We start from the raw sequence: 21,968 nt of genomic DNA, 5'->3' as shown, positions 1-21,968 counted from the left end.
GCTTATGGAATGAGCCCGGTGTCGGCAGCGACACCGGGCGGGCTCGAATCAGGCATCCTCGGCCAGGAAGCCGCAGACGGCGCGGGTCACTTCGGCAGTGGTCGCGGTACCGCCCAGATCGCGCGTATGCAGGGCCGGATCGGCGGTGACCCGCTCGACGGCGCGCATCACGCGAGCGGCAGCCTCGGTCTCGCCCAGGTGCTCCAGCAACATCACCACCGACCAGAAGGTGCCCACCGGATTGGCGAGGCCCTTGCCCATGATGTCGAAGGCGGAACCGTGGATGGGTTCGAACATCGAGGGGTAGCGGCGCTCGGGGTCGATGTTGCCGGTCGGGGCGATGCCGAGGCTGCCGGCCAGCGCAGCGGCGAGGTCGCTCAGGATGTCGGCGTGGAGGTTGGTGGCGACGATGGTGTCGAGGGAGGCCGGGCGATTCACCATGCGGGCGGTCGCCGCATCCACCAGTTCCTTGTCCCAGGTGACATCCGGGAACTCCCTGGCGATCTCGTGGGCGATTTCGTCCCACATGACCATGGCATGGCGCTGGGCATTGCTCTTGGTAACGACGGTCAGGAGCTTGCGCGGACGCGATTGCGCCAGCCTGAAGGCAAAGCGCAATACACGCTCGCAGCCGACCCGGGTCAGTACCGACACGTCGGTGGCCGCCTCGATCGGGTGTCCCTGATGCACCCGGCCGCCAACACCCGAATACTCGCCCTCGGAGTTCTCGCGCACGATGACCCAGTTCGGATCCTCGGGCCGGCAGCGCTTCAGCGGTGCATCGATACCCGGCAGAATGCGGGTCGGGCGCACGTTCGCATACTGATCGAAGCCTTGGCACATTTTCAGGCGCAGGCCCCACAGGGTGATGTGGTCAGGGATGTCCGGATCACCCGCCGAGCCGAAAAGAATTGCGTCCTTGTCGCGCAGCACCTCCAAACCATCTGCGGGCATCATCACACCATGCTCGCGATAGTAATCACCGCCCCAGTCGAAATTTTCGAACTCGAACCGGAAAGTCCGGCTCGATGCTGCGAGCGCGGCAAGAATCTGCTGTCCTGCGGGCACGACTTCCTTGCCGATACCGTCGCCGGGGATCGTGGCAATTTTGTAGGTCTTCATGTGACTGCCTCCTGCTTTCATGTGGTTGATGGGCAGGGACAAATCTAAGGGCTGGACCCCCACCCGATTCGGGCGTAGGGTCAAACCATCATTCACTTGAAGTTAAGGATGAGAGGGAGATGAGCATCGGTATCCAGCTGGCGGAGCTTGGTTTCTTTGCCGCAGTCGCCACCAGCTGCAGCCTGAGCGCGGCCGCCCGCGAACTCGGAATCAGTACGCCGGCCGTGAGCAAACGGCTTGCCCAGATCGAGGCCCGCGTCGGCGTTCCGCTGATCAACCGGACCACCCGCCGCCTGAGCCTGAGTCCCGAAGGGGAAGTCCTTCTCGAGCATGCTCGCCGCATCCTCGGCGAGCTGGACGTATTGAACGAAACGCTGGCAGGCTCGAAAGGCACGCCCAAAGGACTGCTGCGCGTCAATGCAACGCTCGGTTTCGGCCGCTTGCACGTCGCCCCCGTCATTTCCCGGTATGTGGCGCACCACCCCGAAGTCGATGTGCAGCTCCAGCTTTCGGTAAACCCACCCGCCCTCACCGACGACCAGTTCGACGTCTGTGTGCGCTTTGGCGAGCCGGGCGATGCACGCGTCGTTGCCCGGCGCCTGGCCCCCAATCGCCGCCTTTTATGCGCAGCCCCCGCATACATTGCGGCACATGGCGAGCCGAGGACGCCCGACGAGCTGCGGTTCCACAACTGCATCACCATCCGCCAGGGGGACGATGCCTACGGCAGCTGGCGGCTGAAGGCATCGGACCGTCCCGACAGAGAGGCCGAAGTGATCAAGGTCCGGGGCAATCTCGCCACCAACGACGGGGAGATCGCAGTGCAGTGGGCCCTCGATGGGCGCGGCATCCTGATGCGGGCCGAATGGGACATCATCCGCTATCTGCAGAGCGGCAGGCTGGTGCGCGTCCTGCCGCAATACCGGGCGCTCGATGCCGATATCTACGCGGTCTATCCGAAGCGCCACCAGTTATCGACCCGCATCCGCATCTTTGTCGATTATCTGCTCGAGGCATTCGAGCATCTCAACGCAGACAAGGATTCAGGCGCCTTCTAGCCGAACGGAGCAGCCGTACCCCCTCCTCCGAAGACATGCTCGCCCAGGCTGATAAAGGTGCGAAGCAGGAGTGGCGCGATCACTAGGAAATTTTCTTATACCCACGTCAGCAGCAAGGAAATAAGCTCCCCGGCAAGTCGAATTGTCATGAGCCAAAGGGAGCTTTCCATGAATACGCGAGCGATCCTGCGAACTGCCGGCATCGGCTGTTCGCTGTTGCTGGCCTCCGTTGCCGCATCGGCCGGCGCGGCACAGGCCGATGCGGTCAAGCGCGGCGAATACATTGCCCGCATGGGCGACTGCGTCGCCTGTCATACCGCGCCCGACGGCAGGCCGATGGCCGGCGGGCTGGCGCTGGAGACGCCGTTCGGCACCCTGTATTCCACCAACATCACGCCCGATGAGAAGACCGGCATCGGCCGATACACCTTCGAGCAGTTCGACCGCGCGATGCGCAGGGGTGTGGCCGCCGACGGCCACAACCTGTATCCCGCCATGCCCTACCCGTCCTACGCCAGGATGACCGAAACGGACATGCGCGACTTGTACGCCTACATGATGAAAGGCGTCGAGCCTGTGGAGCAGGCGAACAAGGAAAGCGGTATGCAGTGGCCCTACAACATGCGCTGGGGCCTGTCGCTGTGGAACGCCTTCTTCCTCGACGACGAGGTGTTCGCACCCGACCCGAAGCAGTCCGAGCAGTGGAACCGCGGCGCCTACATCGTGCAGAGCCTGGGCCATTGCGGCGCCTGCCACACGCCGCGCGGCTTCGCCTTCCAGGAAAAGACCATGGGCGACCGGGGCGGCAAGGGCGAGCTCTTCCTTGCCGGCGAAACCGTCGAAGGCTGGCGCGCACTGAGCCTGCGCAATCTGTGGACGCCCGAGGACACCGCCGAGATGCTCAAGACCGGCCGCAACAAGCACGGCACGGTGTCGGGCAACATGGTGGATGTGGTGCAGCACAGCACCCAGTACATGACCGACGAAGACCTGCTCGCGATGGGCGTCTACCTGAAGTCGCTGCCCCCCGGCAAGGATGAGCTGCCGATGGAGGTCGCCCAGGGCCCGGCGCCCGCCATCGTCCCGCTGCCGACCGGCATGGGCGCGGCGCCTGACGACGACGTGCCGACCAGCATCTTCACCACCCGCGGCGGCCTGGGCTATCTGCAGTTCTGCGCCGACTGCCACCGTGCCAACGGCAACGGCGTGCCCGATGTGTTCCCGCCGCTGGCCGGCAACCACACGCTGCAATCGCAGGATCCGGCGACGCTGGTGCACATCATGCTGACCGGCTGGCGCGCGCCGATGACCGAAAGCCATTCGCGGCCGCTGTACATGCCGGCCTTCGCGCAACTGGGCGACGAGGAAATCGCCGATATCCTGAACTTCACCCGCCGCAGCTGGGGCCGCGGCGATGCGCGTGAAGTCCTCGCCAGCGAGGTCGGCAACGCGCGCAAGCACCTTGGCGCCAAGGGCATCAACGAGCGGCCGTTCGAGACGCCCCGCCTGGCCGACATGCTCAAGGAGCCGGACGCGGAACAGCTCGTGCTGGGCGCGCGTCTGAACATCGACACTGCGCGCATGCTGCCCAACCATGTAGGCGACAAGCTGAACTGCGCAAGCTGCCACCTGAACGCCGGCACCGTTGCCGACGGTTCGCCCTACGTCGGCGTGTCGGCCTTCTTCCCGAGCTATGGCGCCCGCGCCGGCCGCGAAATCACGCTGGAAGAACGTATCAACGGCTGCTTCCTGCGCTCGATGAACGGCAAGGCGCTGCCCAAGGAAGGCGAGGAAATGAAGGCGATGGTGGCCTTCTTCGACTGGATGAAGGGCGAAACCAAGCCCGAGGACAGGGTGGAAGGCCGCGGCGTCGGCAAGGTGGACAAGAACATCGTGCCCAACTCCGAGAACGGCAAGCGGATCTACGCCGAGCAGTGCGCAATCTGCCACGGCGAGAACGGCGAAGGCGTCAGGGATGCGAAGGGCAACATGGTCTACCCGCCGCTGTGGGGGGACGAGTCCTTCAACATCGGCGCCGGCATGGCGCGCACCTACACTGCGGCCGCCTTCGTCAAGCGCAACATGCCGATCGCCTTCGGCACGCACTTCCCGCTGGGCCAGGGCGGCCTGAGCGACCAGGAGGCAGTGGATGTCTCCGAGTACTTCAGCCACATGCCACGCCCGGATTTCCCGCCGAAGGTCAACGACTGGCCCAAGGGCGGCAAGCCTTCGGATGCCCGCTATTGACGAGGGTTCGAGCGCTTCTCCCGCGTGAACCGGGCCGGCGGAAACGCCGGCCTTTTTCCGCCCGACGGAGAGCGAAAGCGTTCAATCCAGCGCTGCGGGATCCGCGCGCAGGAATAGCCGTGCCAGCTCTGCCGCGGACGAAATACCGGCCTTTTCCATCACATGCTGGCGATGGATATGCACCGTCTTCTCGCTGATGCCGAGTTCGGCGGCGATGAGCTTGTTGGGCAGGCCGCGCGCGACCAGGTGGGCGACTTCCTGCTCGCGCGGCGACAAGTGGGCGAGCGCGGCACGGGCGACATCGCGCCGCCGCGCGTCGTCGAGCATCGCCGCGCAACGCTCGATGGCCTTGGCAACGGCGTCGACGATCGCCTGGTCGTCGAAGGGCTTTTCGATGAAATCGCAGGCACCGCATTTCATCGCCTGTACCGCCATCGACACGTCGGCATGCCCGGTCATGAACAGAATCGGCGCCTCGAAGCCGCGCTCGCGCAGCACCTGCTGCAGTTCCAGCCCGCTCATCGCCGGCATGCGGATGTCGAGCAGCAGGCAGCAAGGCCGACCGGGGCCGCTGCGCTTGCCGATCTCGTCTAGGAAGTCTTCCGCCGAGCCGAACAGCCGCACCGGCCAGCCTTCGGCGTCGAGCAGGAAGCGCAGCGAGCGACACAGCGCGGGATCATCGTCCACCACGTAGACGACGGCATTTTCAGTTTGCAGCGACATGGCAAGGCAGGGAGAAGGTGAAGCGCATGCCGGACGGTACATTGCTTTCGGCCCACAAGCGACCGCCATGCGCTTCGACGATGGTCTTGCAGATCGGCAGCCCCAGGCCGAGGCCGTCCGGCTTGGTGGTGAAGAAAGGCTCGAACAGATGGGATTGCTGTTCCGCCGACAGCCCGCAGCCTTGGTCGATGACATGGACCAGCAGGCGCTTGTCGGCGGTTTCCAGATGAATGGTGAGCGCCTGGCGTTCCGGCGGCAGATCGCGGCCGGCGTCGATCGCGTTCTTCACCAGATTCAGCAACACCTGCTGGATCTGCGGCGCGTCGGCCAGCACTTCGCAGCCGCGCGGCAGATCGTTTTCGCAGACGATCGTCGGCGCATGCAGCAGCATGCCTTCGATCAGCTTGCGGGTGCCGTCGACCAGGGCCGGCATATCCACCGGCTCGCGCACCGCGCTGCGCTTGCGGGCGAAGTCGCGGATGCGGCGCATGATGTCGCCGGCCCGTTCGGCTTCGCTGCCGATTTCGCCGCAGGCCTCGACCACCGCCGCGTCGTTCAGGCGGCCGTCGGCATGGCGGCGCAGCAGGCTGCGGGCATAGTTGCCGATGGTGGTCAGCGGCTGGTTGATCTCGTGCGCCAGGCTGCCGGACAGCTCGCCGAGGATGGACAGACGGGACAGGTGCTCCATCTGTTCCTGGTGGCTACGCACCCTCGCCTCGGCCTCCTCGCGGGCGCGCAGCGAGGCACGCAATTCGGCGGTACGGCGCTGCACCAGGTGCTCGACCCGCACCGTATGCACGCCCCAGGCGGTCAGCACCAGGGCCAGTACCAGCAAGGCGGGCCAGAAGCGGCGCAGCAGGCCTGCCAGCGTGACGTCGCGCAGATGGGCATAAGGACCGGTGCGCAGTTCGCGGTACAGCTCATGCACCGACTGGTAGTCGGCCGGCACCGTCCACGCCATGCCGGTGTCGGCCGGCATCGCCAGCAGCGCCTGCGCCACCTGCTTGGACAGGCCGTGGCCGATGCTGCGCGTCACCGCGATCGGCCAGTCCGGGTACAGCGGCGTCGTCAGGCCGCAGGGAAAGGCCGCGACGGCGGGATCTTCCTGCGGCGATCGCCCAGCACGCGGAAGTCTTCCAGGCGCAGCACGCCGCGTGCCGCCGCCTGCTCGATGAAGCAGCTGCGCACCACGCCGGCATCGGCCTCACCGCGCTGCACGGCCGTGACGATGCGCATCATCGGCACGCCGAGGAAACGGATTTCCTGCAGGCTCGATTCCGCGTCGATGCCTTGCGCCAGCATTTCCCGCACCACCAGCAGATAGCCGCCGAAAGCGTCCGGCGCCATCGCCGCCAGGCGCTTGCCGCGCAGGTCGCCGAGCGTCTGCAGGTCGCTACGGTCGCTGCGCACGATCAGCGCGGAACCTGTTCCCCTGTCGGGCGACAGCGCCTGCGGTGAATCCAGCGTGGCGATCCGGCTGAGGCCGAATTCGTTCTCCATCGCCACGTAGTAGCCGGGATTGGTGACGACCAGATCGACGCGCTGCTCGCGGATCGCCTCACGCAGGCTGTCGGCATCGAAATGTTCGAGATTGAAGCGGTAGCCGGGGACGCGTTCGTTCAGGAAACGGGCCAGCGGCGCCCAGTCGAGCGCCGCCGCCAGTTCGCCCTGGTAGGCGAGGACACCGATGGCGACGTCCTGACGGCTACTGCCGCTTGCGGCCTGCGCCGGGCCGGAAAGCAGGCCGAGAGCGGGAAGGATCAGCAAACAGAACCGCATGGCCCGCTGCAGCAAGGCCGGCCCGCGGCGTCCGGCTGACACGCACCGCCCGAACAGGCCCATCCTGCCAGTGTCGCGCCCGTGCCCCACCGATCAGAGATCCGGTGTCGAGCGCTCGGACACGCCGAAAGCCACGCCCCCGCCCCCGCCGCCCATTCCCATGCCGCCTCCGCCGCCCCGACCGCCGCCAGCACCGCTGCGGCCACCCGTGCCCGAGGGCCGCGCAGGGCCCTGGGCCGGAATCGCCGCATCGGCCGGGACAGGCGCCAGATCCAGTGCCTGGCGGATGAAATCGCGCAGCGAGACGACCAGTTCGTCGGTATGGACGTGCTCGCCGGCGACCAACTGGCGGCTCGCCGCCGCGGCCAGGCGCACCTGTTCCTCGGTGCCGAGCAGGATGATGTCGGACAGCGCCGCTTCCACTGCGTCGCGGATCCGCCGGGCGCGCTCGAATTGGAGGCCTGCTGCGCGGCGTCCTCGCCGCCGGCCGGGTTGTCGGCCTCGCGGCGAAGATCGCGCATATGGGTGGGATCGACGGTGAGCGTGCCGGTGAAGGAGCCGCCCAGCGTCTTGTAGGCGGCGATCAGCGTCTTCAGGCGTTCGTTGATCTGCCTGTTCACCCGTTCCCGGCGCTGCTGGATCGAGAACATCATGATCAGCCGGATGCCCATGCTGATCAGCGTGAACAAGGCCAGGCCGATGACGGTCAGCAGCAGGTCCGGCCAGGAAGTGAAGTCGAAGAAGCGCACTTGGGTTCCGGGAGGGTCGAGTTCCGGTCGAAGGATAGCGGAAATCCACGCCGGGACCGGGCACGTCCCGCGCGTGCGCTGCTGCAGCGCTGCAGCCGGGCAGCAAAAAGGCCGCAGCGGGAGCCGCGGCCTTTTCCCCTTTTCGTCCATGCAGTCCCGGACGAAAACTTACTGCAGCGCTTCCATCCTCAGGCGCGTGACCTGCCCCCGCACCACCGGCAGCGCCTCGATACGGCCGATGGCGGCATTGGCGTTGCGCTCGACGGTCCGGTGCGTGAGCATGATGATGTCGGTCTGCGATTCGCCTTCGGCGGCTTCCCGCTGCAGCAGGGCCTCGATCGAGATGCCGCTGTCGGCCAGGATGCGGGTGATGTCGGCGAGCACGCCGGGCTTGTCGTCGACCCGCATGCGCAGGTAATACGAAGTGACGACGTCCCCGATCGGCAGCACCGGCACGTCGCGCACCTGGTCGGGCTGGAAGGCCAGGTGAGGCACGCGGTGCTCGGGATCGGAAGTGTGCAGGCGGGTGACGTCGACCAGGTCGGCGATGACGGCCGAGGCAGTCGGCTCGGCGCCCGCGCCCTTGCCGTAGTACAGCGTAGCACCGACCGCATCGCCCTGCACCAGCACTGCGTTCATCGCACCTTCGACGTTGGCGATCAGGCGTTTGGCCGGGATCAGCGTCGGATGCACGCGCAGTTCGACGCCCTGCTCACGGCGGCGGGCGATGCCGAGCAGCTTGATGCGGTAGCCGAGCTGTTCGGCATAGGCGATATCGACCGGATCCAGTTTGGTGATGCCTTCGACGTAGGCCTTGTCGAACTGCATCGGGATGCCGAAGGCGATCGCGCTCATGATCGTCGCCTTGTGCGCGGCGTCCACGCCTTCGATGTCGAAGGTCGGATCGGCTTCGGCGTAGCCCAGCGCCTGTGCTTCCTTCAGTACCTCGGCAAAGGCAGGCCCTTGTCGCGCATTTCGGACAGGATGAAGTTGGTGGTGCCGTTGATGATGCCGGCCAGCCATTCGATGCGGTTGGCGGTGAGGCCTTCGCGCAGCGCCTTGATGATCGGGATGCCGCCGGCCACCGCGGCCTCGAAGGCCACCATGACGCCCCTCGCTTGCGCCGCGGCGAAGATCTCGTTGCCATGCACGGCGAGCAGCGCCTTGTTGGCGGTGACGACGTGCTTGCCGTTCTCGATCGCCTTCAGCACCAGCTCCCTGGCCACGCCGTAGCCGCCGATCAGCTCGATGACGATGTCGATTTCCGGATCGCCGACGACCGCGAAGGCGTCGTCGGTCAGCCTGACTTCGCCGCCGGTGACCTTGCGCGCAAGTTCCAGGTTCTTGTCGGCCACCGCGGTGATGCGGATCGGGCGGCCCGCGCGGCGGGAAATTTCCTCGGCGTTGCGCTTCAGGACGGTGAAGGTGCCGCCGCCGACGGTACCGATGCCCAGCAGGCCAACATTGATCGGTTTCATGCAGTGTGTTCCGTGGTGTGTGAAGTGTGTCGGGTGGAAGAGTCCGCCGGCTGGCCGGCGCGGTGCGCCGGCCGGCTGTCAGGCGCCGTGGCGCTTGCGGTAGTTTTCGAGGAAGCGCGCCAGGCGGCCGATGGCCTCGCGCAGGTCGTCCTCGTGCGGCAGGAAGACCATGCGGAAATGCTGGTTGTCCGGGTAGTTGAAGCCCGAGCCCTGCACCAGCATCACGCGGGTGGCGCGCAGTACTTCCATGAAGAACTGGCGGTCGTCCTCGATCGGATAGACCTTGGGATCGAGCCGCGGGAACATGTACAGCGCCGCCTGCGGCTTGACGCAGGTCACGCCCGGGATCGCCGTGATCAGCTCGTAGGCGATGTCGCGCTGGCGGCACAGCCGCCCGCCGGGTTTGACCAGGTCGTTGATGCTCTGGTAGCCGCCCAGCGCGGTCTGGATGGCCCACTGGCCCGGCACGTTGGAGCCGAGCTTGAGGTTGGCCAGCATGTTCAGGCCTTCGATGTAGTCCTTGGCGTCGTCCTTCGGCCCGGAAATCACCATCCAGCCGGCGCGGTAGCCGCAGGAGCGGTAGGCCTTGGACAGCGAGTTGAAGGTCAGCGTCAGCACGTCGTTGGACAGGCTGGCCATCGACGTGAACTTGACGCCGTCGTACAGCACCTTGTCGTAGACCTCGTCGACCATCAGCACCAGGCCGTGCTCGCGGGCGATCCGGACGATGCCTTGCAGCACGTCGTCGGGATAGATCACGCCGGTGGGATTGTTGGGGTTGATGACGACGATGCCGCGGGTGCGCGGGGTGATGCGCGCGCGCATGTCGTCGAGGTCGGGCAGCCAGCCCTTGTCCTCGCTGCAGCGATAATGCACCGGCGTGGCGCCGGCGAGGCTGGCCGATGCGGTCCACAGCGGATAGTCCGGCGTCGGCACCAGCAGTTCGTCGCCATCGTTGAGCAGCGCGTTGGTCGCCATCACGATCAGTTCGCTGGCGCCGTTGCCCAGGTAGATGTCCTCGAGGGTCACGCCCTCGATGCCGAGTTGCTGGGTGTAGTGCATCACCGCCTTGCGCGCGGCGAAAATGCCCTTGCTGTCCGAATAGCCCGCCGAATCCGGCAGGTTGCGGATCATGTCCTGCTGGATTTCCTCGGGCGCATCGAAGCCGAACGGCGCCATGTTGCCGATGTTCAGCTTGATGATCTTCTGGCCTTCGTCCTCCATCTGCTTGGCCGCATCCACGATGGGTCCGCGCACGTCGTACAGCACGTTGTTCAGCTTGACCGACTTGCGGATCGGACGCGCGACGGCCGCGCCCGCCTCGGCCCTGGCAGCCGGTTCCGGGTTGGGCATTGCGAGCTCGACTGTCTTCTCCGCTTTCATGACTGGCCTTTTCGTACAGGGGAGGGAAGGAACGGCAGGGAAGAAACCCGGGGCTTACCCCTTGCCGCAAAAGATTGTTATCTTAGCCGCGCTGCCGCACTGCGGCAATTTCCCGGCGCGCACACGAGGCTGCAATGAGGGCCGCATCGAATACCCCATCGAGGCAATGACAAGCGACGAACGATGAAACTCCATCAGGACAGCAACGACAAGTTCAACGTCGTCACCGGCTATGGCGACGACCACGTGATGGTCAACAAGGAGCGCCACGACGGCAACCTGATCGTGACCGCGGACGGCATCCACACCGGCTGGGCGCCCGCCGCCCGCGGCGATCTGGCCGCATTGACGGCCGACGACCTGGCGGCGGTGGCCGAACTGCGGCCCGAGATCCTCATCGTCGGCACCGGCCGGCGCCAGCGCTTTCCGTCCCCCGCCCTGCTCCGCCCGTTGATCGAGGCGCGCATCGGCTTCGAGTTCATGGACCTGCCGGCAGCCTGCCGCACCTACAACATCCTGGTCAGCGAAGGCCGCTCGGTGGCGGTCGCACTGCTGTTCGAGGCCGCGGACTGAAACGGCCTACGGATCGATCCAGTTTTCCAGTCGAAGCCCGGGAACACGCTGGAACTCACGCAGGTTATTGCTCACCAGCGTCAGCCCCCGGCTCCGGGCATGCCCGGCGATGTGAAGATCATTGACGCCGATGGGCTGGCCCTGCCGCTCCAATACGGCGCGGATCTTGCCGTAGTGAGCCGCGGCAGCTTCGTCATAGGCCAGAACCTGAAGGCGGCTGCTGAAATCCTGCACAGCGAGGAAATTGCGTGCCGGATCGCTGCTTTTTTCCACCCCATGCATCAGTTCGGCCAGCGTGATGCTGGAAATGGCCATGCGGCCGTGGTGGCGGTTGAAACTGGCGAGCGCGGCGATCGGCCGGCGTTTGATGACGTAGATCGCAATGTTGGTGTCGAGCAGATGGCTGAGCAGCGCGGGCGCATTCATAGCCCCTCGCGCTCCGGCTGCGATTGATCCGCCCGCTCGCTGATGAAATCGTCGCTGACCGTATGGCTACCGAGAAAGAAGCTGTCCCAGGCCGACTCGGCTGGCGCGATGATGCGTTCGTTGCCGACCACGCGCACGCTCACTTTCTTGACCTCGGCCGGGAAGCGGGCTTCGGCAGGCAGGCGCACGGCCTGTGTGCGGTTGTTGGTAAAAACGGTCGTGGTGGTCATGATCGCTCCTCCTTCACCTGCGATATACATCGACTATATACACTGACCACGAGACGGACAAGGATCGCATCGCGCTCGGCCAGCGGCCCGCATGGCCGGACGACCGGCTGCCGACGGACGATTGCGGGCGAAACCTTGCTCCGCTACCCTGCGTCGAAACCTATGCGCGCATGGCGAGGCCACTCCGGCCTGCAGCCATGCACGGAATGCCTCGCTTTCCGCCGCTCCCGACGCTCGAAGAACATACGGAGAACTGCATGAGCCTTGCCCCCGATTTCACCCTGCCCGCCACCGGCGGCCGCAACGTCACGCTGTCCGAACTACGCGGCCGCAAGCTGGTGATCTATTTCTATCCCAAGGACAACACCCCCGGCTGCACCAACGAAACCAAGGATTTCGGCGCCCTGCACGGCGAATTCGCCGCCGCCGGCTGCGAGGTGTTCGGCATCAGCCGCGACAGCATCAAGAGCCACGAGAACTTCAAGGCCAAGCTCGAGCTGCCCTTCGATCTCGTCTCCGATCCGGACGAAGTGGCCTGCGAAGCCTTCGCCGTGATGAAGCTGAAGAACATGTACGGCAAGCAGGTGCGCGGCATCGAGCGCAGCACTTTCGTGATCGACGCCGACGGCCGGATCGCCCGCGAATGGCGCGGCGTCAAGGTGCCCGGCCACGCCGCGGAAGTGCTTGCCGTCGTGCAGTCGCTCTGATCCCCACCGTCGACGCGCGCTCGCCCCGCGCGCCTTTCCTTCACCTTCCGAGCCCCGATCATGCCCCCGACCGCCAAGAACAAGGCACCGAAAGCGCAGGCCAAGATCCCCAAAACCGTTGCGACCGCTTCCGCCAAGCGCGGCAAGACGGTGAAGAAAAGCGCCTGCAAGCACGACTGCAAGCTCTTCGTGCTGGACACCAACGTGCTGATGCACGACCCCACCAGCCTGTACCGCTTCGAGGAGCACGACCTCTACGTGCCGATCATGACGCTGGAGGAGCTGGACAACAACAAGAAGGGCACGACCGAAGTCGCGCGCAACACCCGCCAGGCCAGCCGCATGCTGGACGAGATCGTCAACACCTCTCCCGACGGCATCGACGAAGGCATCGCGCTCGACCTGCCGTCGCACGGGCTCGCCACCGGCCGGCTCTTCCTGCAGACCGAAGCGATCGATGCCGCGCTGCCCGCCGCCCTGCCCACCGCGCGCGGCGACAACCAGATCCTGGCCGTCGTCACCTACCTGGCCGAGCGCCATCCCGAGCGTGAAGTCATCCTGGTGTCGAAGGACATCAACATGCGCATCAAGGCCCGCGCGCTCGGGCTGGCGGCGCAGGATTACTTCAACGACAAGGTGCTCGAGGACACCGACCTGCTGTATTCCGGCACGCGCGAGCTGCCGGCCGACTTCTGGGAGACCCACGGCCGCGGCATGGAATCGTGGAAGGAAGAAGGCCACACCTATTACCGCGTGGGCGGCCCGCTGGCGCCCGACCTGCTGGTCAACGAGTTCGTCTACGAGACCAGTGGCGACAATCCGCTGCAGGCCTGGGTCAAGGAACGCGACGGCGGCAAGGTGCTGCTCGAGACCGTGGTGGACTACGGCCACCAGAAGAACAACGTGTGGGGCATCACCGCGCGCAACCGCGAGCAGAACTTCGCGCTGAACCTGCTGATGAACCCGGACATCGACTTCGTCACCCTGCTCGGCCAGGCCGGCACCGGCAAGACCCTGCTGACGCTGGCCGCCGGCCTGACCCAGGTGCTGGAAAGCAAGCGCTACTCCGAGATCATCATGACCCGCGTGACGGTGTCGGTGGGCGAGGACATCGGCTTCCTGCCCGGCACCGAGGAAGAGAAGATGGCGCCGTGGATGGGCGCGCTCGAGGACAACCTCGACGTGCTCAACGGCACCGCCGGCGAAGGCGGCGACTGGGGTCGCGCCGCCACGCGCGACCTGATCCGCAGCCGGATCAAGATCAAGAGCCTGAACTTCATGCGCGGTCGCACCTTCCTGAACAAGTTCCTGATCATCGACGAGGCGCAGAACCTGACGCCCAAGCAGATGAAGACGCTGATCACCCGCGCCGGGCCCGGCACCAAGGTGGTGTGCATGGGCAACATCGCCCAGATCGACACGCCCTACCTCACCGAAGGTTCGTCGGGCCTGACCTTCGTCGTCGATCGCTTCAAGGGCTGGGCGCATTCGGGCCACATCACGCTGCAGCGCGGCGAGCGCTCGCGCCTGGCCGACTACGCTGCCGACGTGCTGTAAGTTTTCGCCGGCACGCTTTTCGTCCCCACTCTCCGCGCGCAAACCGCTGCCGACGGGCGGCCGCTTGCGCGCGGACAAGCCATTGTTCCGGCGGCCCCCTATAATCGGCGCATCCGACCGACGACAGAACCGTCATGACCGCCATCGCCGCCGACCTGCTGGTGGGAGCCAGCACGGACTTCCTGCGCCGCTTCGCGCCCTTCGACCGCATGGAAGCCGAGGCCCTCGCCTTCCTCGCCGAGCGCGCCGCACTCGCCTTCCACCCGCGCGGCAGTGAGATCCTGACGCCCGAGATGGGCGTGCCGCGCCATTTCCACATCATCCAGCGCGGCAAGATCCAGGCGCGCCAGGTGGCCTCTTCCGCCCTGAGCGAATACGCCAGCCTGCCGCTCGGCCCGGGCGAGTGCTTCCCGATCGGCGCGATTTCCGCCCGGCGTCCGTCGACCAATGCCTATGTGGCGGTCGAGGACAGCTTCTGCTTCCAGATCGACGCGGACGACTTCCTGCAGTTGATGGAAATGAGCCCGGCCTTCCACCTGTTCTGCACACAGTACATCGCCAGCCTGCTCAACCAGTCGCGCGAGCAGTTGCAGGCCGCCTTCGCCCAGCGTGCGGCCGAGCAGCAGACGATGACGACCACGCTGGGCCAGCTCATCAAGCGCGAGCCCGTCTGCTTCTCTCCCGACACGCCGTTGCGCGAGGTGCTCGAGCAGATGGATGCACAGCACATCGGCTGCGCCGTGATGACCGACGACGAGCGCCGCCCCGTCGGCATCCTGACCCAGAGCGATCTGCTGCCGCGCGTGATCCTCCCCGCCCTCGATCTCGGCAACCCGGTCGGCGAACTGATGACGGCCAACCCCCATCAACTCGCCACCACCGCTTCGGCCTACGACGCCGCGCTGGCGATGGCCACCTACGGCATACGCCACATCCTGACGGTGGACGCCGAAGGCCGGATCAAGGGCGTCGTCTCCGAGCGCGACCTGTTCTCGCTGCAACGCATCGGCCTGCGGCAGATTCGCGCGGGCATCGACAATGCGATGAACATCGAGTCCCTGCAGCGCGCCAGCAAGGACATCCGCCAGCTCGCCCTCAACCTCATCGCCCAGGGCATCGCGGCGGAACAGCTCACCCAGTTCATCTCGACGCTCAACGATGCGCTGACGCGCCGCATCATCCAGCTCGCGCTCGAAAACCACGACCTGACCGGCATCAACTTCGGCTGGATGGCGTTCGGCTCCGAGGGCCGGCACGAACAGACGCTCTCCACCGACCAGGACAACGGCATCATCTGGCAATGCGCCGAGTGGGAAAATCCGGTATCGATCCGCAGCAGGCTGATCGCCTTCGCCAAGGAGGTCAATGCCAACCTGGCCCTCTGCGGCTTCCCGCTGTGCAAGGGCAACATCATGGCGAGCAATCCGGAACTGTGCCTGACGCTCGACGAATGGAAGTCGCGCTTCGGCGCCTGGATCCGCGAACCCGACCCCGAAGCCCTGCTCAACGCCTCGATCTTCTTCGATTTCCGCGTGCTGTACGGCAACGAACGCCTCGGCGACCAGCTCCGCAGCTGGCTCAACAAGACCGTGCGCGGCAATTCCGCCTTTCTGCGCATGATGGCGGTCAATGCACTGTCGGTGACGCCGCCGATCGGCCGCCTGCGCGACTTCGTGGTCGAGGAAAGCGGCTGCATCGACCTGAAGAAATCGGGCGCGCGGCTGTTCGTCGACGTCGCCCGCATCATCGCCCTGCGCATCGGCATCGATTCCAGCAACACCGCCCAGCGCCTGCGCCAGGCCAGCGGCAAGATGGGCGTCTCCGCCGACGAAGTGTCGGGTATCATCGACGGCTTCCACTTCATCCAGTTGCTGCGCCTACGCTCCCAGCACCTCGAGACCGAGCACGGTGCGCCGGACGACAACCAGGTCGATCCCGACACCCTCAACGAACTCGACCGCCGCATCCTGAAGGAAGCTTTCCGCCAGGCGCGCAAGCTGCAGATCCGGATCAAGCTCGACTACCAGCTATGAGCAAATGGCTGAGCCGCTTTCTCGCCCCGTCGCCGACCGAAGCACCGCTCTCGGACGAAGGCGCGCTGGCCCTGCAGCGCTGGACCGAACTGGCCCCGGCCGATACCGGCACGGCACATTTCGAGACCCGCTACGTGGTGCTCAACACCGAGGCCACCGGTCTGGATCTCGACAAGGACCGGCTGATCGCCGTCGCGGCACTGGCCGTGGATGGCGGCCTGCTCGACCCGCAGGACAGCTACTACGGTCCCTTGGCCCCCAACCCCGCCTCCACCCTCGCCGAACTGCTCGGGGTGGCCGGCAAGGCGCCGCTGGTCGTATTCAACGCCGCGCTCAACCGCAGCTTGCTCGAACACGCTTTCGGCGAACATCTGGGGATCGAGCCGGACGATTTGTGGATCGATCTCTACTTCCTGCTGCCCACGCTGTTTCCGGAGCGCATCGACCGCCCGGCAAAGCTCGCCGCCTGGATGGAGAGCTTCGGCATCGAGACCTTCCAGCGCCACCACGCTCTCGGCGACGCCTGGGCCATTGCCCAGTTGTTCCTCGCCGCACAGGCCCGGGCTGCCGAACAGGGTGCGCATACGCCACGCGCACTCGCGGACCTCGAGCGCAACCAGCGGCAGTATCGCAATCGGCTGTAAACGGAAGCTGTCCGGCGACCGTACAGGCTGCCCGCAGCACATGCCAGCCGCTTGTTTACAAGCCTGTTACATTTGCGTATATTCCGCCGAATGCAAATTCGCCCACTCCTCCTCGTGCTGACGCTCGCCCTCTCGGGAATCCAGGCCACGCACGCGGACGAGCCCAGGCAGCGGGTGGCGATGAGCGTGGCGAGCAGCGAATCCCCGAGCAACGGCGACGTGGGCAACGACTACGTTTCGGCTGCCGAACAGCTCGTCGATCAGGCGCTTACCTATCTCGGCGTACGCTACCGCTTCGGCGGCACCTCGCCTGAAACCGGCCTCGACTGCAGCGGCCTGGTACTGAACGTCTTCCGCAACGCGATCGGCTTCGATCTGCCGCGCACTGCCGCCGAGATGTCCCGGCTGGGCGACAAGATCGGCCGCCAGGAACTGAAACCGGGCGACCTCGTCTTCTTCAACACGATGCGCCGCGCCTTCTCCCACGTCGGCATCTACCTCGGCGACGGCAAGTTCGTGCACGCACCGTCCAGCGGCGGCAAGGTACGCGTCGAGGCGCTTTCGAGCAGCTACTGGTCCAAGCGCTTCAACGGCGCCCGCCGCCTGATCGACGAAGACAGCAGCGCCACCGCCGACAGCTTCGCCGCCATCCGCTGATCCGTCACCTGCGTCGACGATCCGTCGCCAGCGGTCCATCAAGAACGTGAAAGGCGCTGGTTTGCCGCAAACAAGCGGCAAACCAGCGCCTTCGTCGTCTGCGGCAACGGATTACGGACCCGGTGCCGTTCCTGCGCCAGCGCTCAGTGCTTCTGCCGACACTTCTTTGCCACGGTATACGTCGAACACTTCTCCGCCATGCGCTGGCCCAACGCCTGCTGCAGCGCGCAGGTCGAGCGTCTGCAGCACACGAACATCACGCCTTCGCGGTTGGCCGCCTCGCGGAAGCGCTGCATGACGTTGTGGCCGATGAAATCGGTGAACAGGATCACCATGCCGATTCCCGCCGGCAGGGAGCTGCTGCGGCGCTGGTGGGTGGTGTCCCGGCCGCTGACGTGGCCGGCGATGCGAATGCCGAAATTCGACAGAATGTCGGGAATGTTGCCAAGACGATCTGCGCCAACGAGAAGTGCGTCCATGTCCGTATCCGATAGTTGCGAATGATTATCACTATTAAGACATGAAATGAGCGCCTTTGCAACTGCGAACTCTTCTCGTTTAATATCCAGACCTCAACGACAGCCACGGAAGACCTCCAACATGATGAAGAAAGCCACCGTCATCGCCCTGCTCTCCACGTTCGCCATTGCAGCGCCGAGTGCGTACGCGGCTGACACCGAACTGAACATCTACTCCGCCCGCCACTACCAGACCGACGAAGCCCTGTACGGCAACTTCACCAAACAGACCGGCATCAAGGTCAACCGCATCGAAGCCAAGGAAGACGAACTGCTGGAACGCATCCGCAACGAAGGCGCCAACAGTCCGGCGGACATCTTCATCACCGTGGACATCTCGCGCCTGGCCAACGCCGACAAGATGGGCATCTTCACGCCGGTGAAGTCGGCGGTGCTGGAAGAGCGGATTCCGGCCAATCTGCGCACCGAGCGCTGGTTCTCGTTCTCGCAGCGCGCGCGCATCATCGTCTACAACCCCGAGCTGGTTCAGGCCGAGCAGGTCCAGACCTACGAGCAGCTCGCCGACCCGGCGCTGAAAGGCAAGGTGTGCACCCGCTCGGGCAGCCACCCCTACAACCTGTCGCTGGGCGCCGCGCTGATCAAGCACAACGGCGAAGAAGCCACCGCCAAGTGGGCGAGCAGCGTGGTCGACAACTTCGCCCGCGCACCCAAGGGCGGCGACACCGACCAGATCAAGGCCGTCGCAGCCGGCGAATGCGGCGTCACCATCGCCAACAGCTACTACCTCGCCCGCCTGATGAATTCGCCGCGCCCGGCGGATCAGGAAGTGGTCGCCAAGGTCAAGGCGGTGTGGCCGAACCAGCAGAGCTGGGGTACCCACGTCAACGTTTCCGGCGCCGGCATGCTGAAGACTGCGCCGAACAAGGAAGCCGCGGTCAAGTTCCTCGAATACCTGGCCTCCGACGAAGCCCAGGCCTACTTCGCCAACGGCAACAACGAATGGCCGGTGGTCCCTTCGGTCAAGGTCGAAAACGCCGCGCTCGACAAGCTGGGCGAGTTCAAGGCGGATTCGATCCAGATCGGCGAACTGGCCGACACCGTCGCCGAAGCCCAGAAAATCTACGATCGCGCCGGTTATCGCTGACAGCCGGGACCAGCGAACAAGCCCTGGTCATCAGGGCCTTGGCTGGCAAACGGGCTTCGTGTCTTCGGACGCGGAGCCCGTTTCTTTTGTACCGCCCGCCCCACTGCCACGCGCCGGCCCCGCCAGCACCGCACGATTGCGGCCAGTGCGCTTGGCCTCGTAGAGCGCCTCGTCGGCGCGGGTGAAGATTTCGTCGAAGCCTTCGTCTTCCGGATCGAGCATGGCCACGCCGATGCTGACGGAAAAGCGCAAGGGCCTGCCATCCACGACGGCCGGGTTCGACTCGATCAGTTCCCGAACACGCCCGGCCGCGCGCAGCGCGCCCGTATCGCCCTCGATACAGGGCAACAGGACGCCGAACTCCTCGCCGCCCAGGCGGGCGAACACGTCGGCCTCGCGCAGATGCAGAGAAATCAGCCCGGAAAAATGCCGCAACACCTCATCGCCAGCCGCATGCCCGTGCGTATCGTTGATGCGCTTGAAGTGATCGAGATCGAGCAGCAACAGGCAGGCCTGCGAGCCGTGGCGGCGTACCCGGCCCAGTTCGCCATTGACCATCTCGGCGAAATTGCGCCGGTTCCACAGCCCGGTCAGCGGATCGCTGGTCGCCAGCAGCAGCAGGCTCTCCTCCAGCGCCTTGCGCGAACTGATGTCCTGGTGCAGGCCGACGGCCCGCAGGGGCTTGCCTTCGTCGTCGCGTTCCAGCACGCGTCCGGAATCCTGCACCCACACCCAGCGGCCGTCGGCGTGGCGGAGACGGTATTCAGCGGCGTAGGACTCGGTTTCTCCCCGCAGATGGGGTCCCAGCGCGGACTGGATGCCGCTCCAGTCGTCCGGATGCACGAGCACCTCCCAGGACGACACGTCCGGCGCAAGCTCCTCGTGCCTCCGCCCCAGCATGGATGCCGACAAGGGACTGAAGCTCATTCTGCCGGACGGGATGTCCCAGTCCCATACCCCCAGTGAAGCACTCTCCAGCGCCATCAGCAGGGCGCGCTCGTCCATCAGCGCCATGTGCGGCTCCCTACGTGGAGCGCCAGGGGCGGGCGAATCGGCGCAAGCCCGAGCACTTCGCCGGCCGTGCGGACCAGCGGAGCGGGAGCATGAATGGGCTTCGTTGCTATCTGCATGTTTTCGCATCATCGGAAAATGACAGGCGCGCCGCGCCGGCAAAGCGCCGGGCCGGCAGAACAACTTGCCCGCGCGATTATCCTCGATGCGAATTGGCCGGGAAAGGCGACGGCATCACGTTTCTGCCCGTCTTTGCAAGCAGCGCGGACGGCTCCGCACGAAGTCCGTTCAATCCTTCCGCCTGCTGGTCTTCAGGATCTGGCGCGACAGGATGATCATCGGCAGCAGGCCGACGACGACGATGGTCAGCGCCGCGGTCGATGCCTCGGTCAGGCGCTCGTCGGCCGCCAGCGTATGCGCCTGCGTCGCCAGGGTGTCGAAGTTGAACGGCCGGATCACCAGCGTGGCCGGCAGCTCCTTCATCACATCGACGAACACCAGCAGCGCCGCCGACAGCAGGCTGCCGCGCAGGATCGGCACATGCACCCGGCGCAGCGTCGCCCACTTGCCGAAGCCCAGGCTGCGCGCCGCATCGTCCATGCTCGGCGTGATCTTGCCCAGGCTGGATTCGACCGCATGCAGCGCCACCGCCAGGAAGCGGGCGAGATAGGCATAGACCAGCGCGGCGATGCCGCCGGTCAGGATCAGGCCCGGATTGACGTCGAAGACCGCCTGCCAGGCCTGCGCCAGCCAGGCGTCGAGCCGCGTCACCGGGATCAGCACACCGACCGCGATCACCGAGCCCGGCACCGCGTAGCCGAGGCCGACGATGCGGTTCAAGGCCGCCGGCAGTGACGACCGGGCGAGCCGCGCCGCATAGGCCAGCACCACCGCCAGCACCACCGCCAGCACTGCCGTCACCGCCGCCAGCACGAAGCTGTTGCGCGCCAGCTGCAGGAAGCGCGGGCCGAACTGGGCATCGCCTTCGACGAAAGCCATCTGCAGCAGCAGCCCGGCCGGCAGCAGGAAACCCAGCAGCAGCGGCATGAAGCAGGCGAAGCTCGCCAGCAGCCCCCAGCCCGGCGACAGCCGCTTGCGTGCCGGCGCGCCCTGCTGGCGCGAGGTGTTGTTGAAGCGCGCCCGCCCCCGGCTGGCGAACTCCAGGCTCAGCACGATGACGACGAAGGCCAGCAGCGCGGCGGCGAGCTGGGCCGCGGCGACGCGGTCGCCGAGCGAGAACCAGGCGCGGTAGATGCCGGTGGTGAAGGTCTGCACGCCGAAGTACGACACCGTGCCGAAGTCGGCCAGGGTTTCCATCAGCGCCAGCGCGGTGCCGGCCACCACCGCCGGCCGCGCCAGCGGCAGCGACACGCGCAGGAAGCAGGCCCAGGGCCCGAGCCCCAGCGAACGCCCCGCCTCCAGCATGCCGCCGGCGCGCTCGAGGAAGGCCGCACGAACCAGGATGTAGGCGTAGGGATAGAGCACGAACATGAACATCGTCACCGCGCCGCCGACGGTGCGCACATCCGGAAACCAGTAGTCGCCCGCGCGCCAGCCGAACAGTTCGCGCAGCCCGGTCTGCACCGGCCCGACGAACTGCAGAAAGTCGACCTCCACGTAGGCCATCACGTAGGCCGGCACCGCCATCGGCAGGATCAGCGCCCACTCGTAGAAACGCCGCCCGGGGAAATCCAGCATCGTCGTCAGCCAGGCGGTGGTCACGCCGATCGACGCCACGCCGAGGCCGACGCCGACACACATCACCACGGTGTTGAAGACGAATTCGCCCAGTACCGTTTCGCTCAGATGCGTCCAGGTCTCGCTGGTCCCCCCGGTGAAGACGTTGGAGAACACCGACAGCACAGGTGCGGCGATCAGGGCCGCGATGATCACCGCGGCCACGGTCAAAGATGACCAGCGCAGGCCCGTGGCGGCCTGCCCTCCCTTGTTGTTCATTCGGATTCCGTC

General features: G+C 66.0%; 20 protein-coding genes and 1 pseudogene. 9 read left to right on the top strand and 12 right to left on the bottom strand.

Going from position 1 to position 21,968, the window contains the following annotated elements; genetic code table 11:
• Window positions 1-48 precede the first annotated feature (48 nt).
• Window positions 49-1,122, bottom strand: a complete 1,074-nt coding sequence (locus AAFL97_RS08880) for a tartrate dehydrogenase (protein WP_341644599.1) — start codon at window positions 1,120-1,122, stop codon at window positions 49-51.
• Between the two features lie 119 nt (window positions 1,123-1,241).
• On the opposite strand from AAFL97_RS08880, the gene AAFL97_RS08875 reads away from it, so the two are divergent.
• Complete coding sequence (locus AAFL97_RS08875) at window positions 1,242-2,180, top strand: LysR family transcriptional regulator (RefSeq protein WP_341644598.1); 939 nt, start codon at window positions 1,242-1,244, stop codon at window positions 2,178-2,180.
• 168 nt (window positions 2,181-2,348) lie between these two features.
• Window positions 2,349-4,427 (top strand): c-type cytochrome, encoded by a 2,079-nt coding sequence (locus AAFL97_RS08870; protein ID WP_341644597.1) that lies wholly within the window; start codon window positions 2,349-2,351, stop codon window positions 4,425-4,427.
• Window positions 4,428-4,508: 81 nt separating this feature from the next.
• On the opposite strand, the gene AAFL97_RS08865 is transcribed toward AAFL97_RS08870, so the two are convergent.
• From AAFL97_RS08865 to AAFL97_RS08840, 6 genes and pseudogenes are all read right to left on the bottom strand, one after another.
• Window positions 4,509-5,150: a response regulator transcription factor gene (locus tag AAFL97_RS08865; RefSeq protein WP_341644596.1), complete on the bottom strand. Its 642-nt coding sequence runs from the start codon at window positions 5,148-5,150 to the stop codon at window positions 4,509-4,511.
• Window positions 5,134-6,186 (bottom strand): sensor histidine kinase, encoded by a 1,053-nt coding sequence (locus tag AAFL97_RS08860; RefSeq protein ID WP_341644595.1) that lies wholly within the window; start codon window positions 6,184-6,186, stop codon window positions 5,134-5,136. The genes AAFL97_RS08865 and AAFL97_RS08860 overlap by 17 nt, the downstream gene beginning before the upstream one ends.
• 32 nt (window positions 6,187-6,218) lie before the next feature.
• Complete coding sequence (locus AAFL97_RS08855) at window positions 6,219-6,929, bottom strand: phosphate/phosphite/phosphonate ABC transporter substrate-binding protein (RefSeq protein ID WP_341644594.1); 711 nt, start codon at window positions 6,927-6,929, stop codon at window positions 6,219-6,221.
• 93 nt (window positions 6,930-7,022) lie between these two features.
• Entirely contained in the window at window positions 7,023-7,352 is a 330-nt protein-coding gene (locus AAFL97_RS08850) for a hypothetical protein (protein ID WP_341644593.1), read from the bottom strand.
• Window positions 7,353-7,846: 494 nt separating this feature from the next.
• A pseudogene (locus tag AAFL97_RS08845) lies at window positions 7,847-9,156 on the bottom strand (homoserine dehydrogenase).
• Between the two features lie 78 nt (window positions 9,157-9,234).
• On the bottom strand, window positions 9,235-10,539 hold the full coding sequence (locus tag AAFL97_RS08840) for a pyridoxal phosphate-dependent aminotransferase (protein ID WP_341644592.1): 1,305 nt from the start codon (window positions 10,537-10,539) through the stop codon (window positions 9,235-9,237).
• A 183-nt stretch (window positions 10,540-10,722) separates the two neighbouring features.
• Here AAFL97_RS08840 and AAFL97_RS08835 point away from each other — a divergent pair, with 183 nt between their 5' ends.
• Window positions 10,723-11,112 (top strand): Mth938-like domain-containing protein, encoded by a 390-nt coding sequence (locus AAFL97_RS08835; RefSeq protein ID WP_341644591.1) that lies wholly within the window; start codon window positions 10,723-10,725, stop codon window positions 11,110-11,112.
• Between the two features lie 6 nt (window positions 11,113-11,118).
• Here the strand turns inward: AAFL97_RS08835 and vapC are convergent, their stop codons facing one another.
• Together vapC and AAFL97_RS08825 are read right to left on the bottom strand one after the other, a co-directional pair.
• A complete protein-coding gene (gene vapC / locus AAFL97_RS08830) occupies window positions 11,119-11,538 on the bottom strand; it encodes a type II toxin-antitoxin system tRNA(fMet)-specific endonuclease VapC (protein ID WP_341644590.1) in 420 nt (139 codons plus the stop codon).
• The gene (locus AAFL97_RS08825; RefSeq protein ID WP_263459349.1) at window positions 11,535-11,768 is read right to left on the bottom strand and encodes an antitoxin; all 234 of its coding nucleotides are present in this window, start codon (window positions 11,766-11,768) and stop codon (window positions 11,535-11,537) included. The genes vapC and AAFL97_RS08825 overlap by 4 nt, the downstream gene beginning before the upstream one ends.
• Before the next feature lie 257 nt (window positions 11,769-12,025).
• On the opposite strand from AAFL97_RS08825, the gene AAFL97_RS08820 reads away from it, so the two are divergent.
• From AAFL97_RS08820 to AAFL97_RS08800, 5 genes are all read left to right on the top strand, one after another.
• Window positions 12,026-12,475 (top strand): peroxiredoxin, encoded by a 450-nt coding sequence (locus AAFL97_RS08820; RefSeq protein WP_341644589.1) that lies wholly within the window; start codon window positions 12,026-12,028, stop codon window positions 12,473-12,475.
• A 60-nt stretch (window positions 12,476-12,535) separates the two neighbouring features.
• Window positions 12,536-14,032, top strand: a complete 1,497-nt coding sequence (locus AAFL97_RS08815; RefSeq protein WP_341644588.1) for a PhoH family protein — start codon at window positions 12,536-12,538, stop codon at window positions 14,030-14,032.
• A 134-nt stretch (window positions 14,033-14,166) separates the two neighbouring features.
• On the top strand, window positions 14,167-16,065 hold the full coding sequence (locus AAFL97_RS08810) for a DUF294 nucleotidyltransferase-like domain-containing protein (protein WP_341644587.1): 1,899 nt from the start codon (window positions 14,167-14,169) through the stop codon (window positions 16,063-16,065).
• Entirely contained in the window at window positions 16,062-16,709 is a 648-nt protein-coding gene (locus AAFL97_RS08805) for a 3'-5' exonuclease (RefSeq protein ID WP_341644586.1), read from the top strand. The genes AAFL97_RS08810 and AAFL97_RS08805 overlap by 4 nt, the downstream gene beginning before the upstream one ends.
• Before the next feature lie 90 nt (window positions 16,710-16,799).
• Complete coding sequence (locus AAFL97_RS08800) at window positions 16,800-17,366, top strand: C40 family peptidase (RefSeq protein ID WP_341644585.1); 567 nt, start codon at window positions 16,800-16,802, stop codon at window positions 17,364-17,366.
• 143 nt (window positions 17,367-17,509) lie between these two features.
• On the opposite strand, the gene AAFL97_RS08795 is transcribed toward AAFL97_RS08800, so the two are convergent.
• On the bottom strand, window positions 17,510-17,845 hold the full coding sequence (locus tag AAFL97_RS08795) for a DUF2325 domain-containing protein (RefSeq protein ID WP_341644584.1): 336 nt from the start codon (window positions 17,843-17,845) through the stop codon (window positions 17,510-17,512).
• Window positions 17,846-17,969: 124 nt separating this feature from the next.
• Here AAFL97_RS08795 and AAFL97_RS08790 point away from each other — a divergent pair, with 124 nt between their 5' ends.
• Window positions 17,970-18,989 (top strand): extracellular solute-binding protein, encoded by a 1,020-nt coding sequence (locus AAFL97_RS08790; protein WP_341647123.1) that lies wholly within the window; start codon window positions 17,970-17,972, stop codon window positions 18,987-18,989.
• Window positions 18,990-19,019: 30 nt separating this feature from the next.
• Here AAFL97_RS08790 and AAFL97_RS08785 read toward each other — a convergent pair whose 3' ends face one another.
• Window positions 19,020-20,003 (bottom strand): GGDEF domain-containing protein, encoded by a 984-nt coding sequence (locus AAFL97_RS08785; protein WP_341644583.1) that lies wholly within the window; start codon window positions 20,001-20,003, stop codon window positions 19,020-19,022.
• Window positions 20,004-20,288: 285 nt separating this feature from the next.
• Complete coding sequence (locus tag AAFL97_RS08780; RefSeq protein ID WP_341644582.1) at window positions 20,289-21,956, bottom strand: ABC transporter permease; 1,668 nt, start codon at window positions 21,954-21,956, stop codon at window positions 20,289-20,291.
• Window positions 21,957-21,968 lie beyond the last annotated feature (12 nt).

It is taken from the genome of Thauera sp. SDU_THAU2 (assembly GCF_038260575.1).
GTDB lineage: Bacteria > Pseudomonadota > Gammaproteobacteria > Burkholderiales > Rhodocyclaceae > Thauera.
Note: the sequence above shows the minus strand (reverse complement) of the source record. Positions and strands in the feature narration are given on the sequence as shown.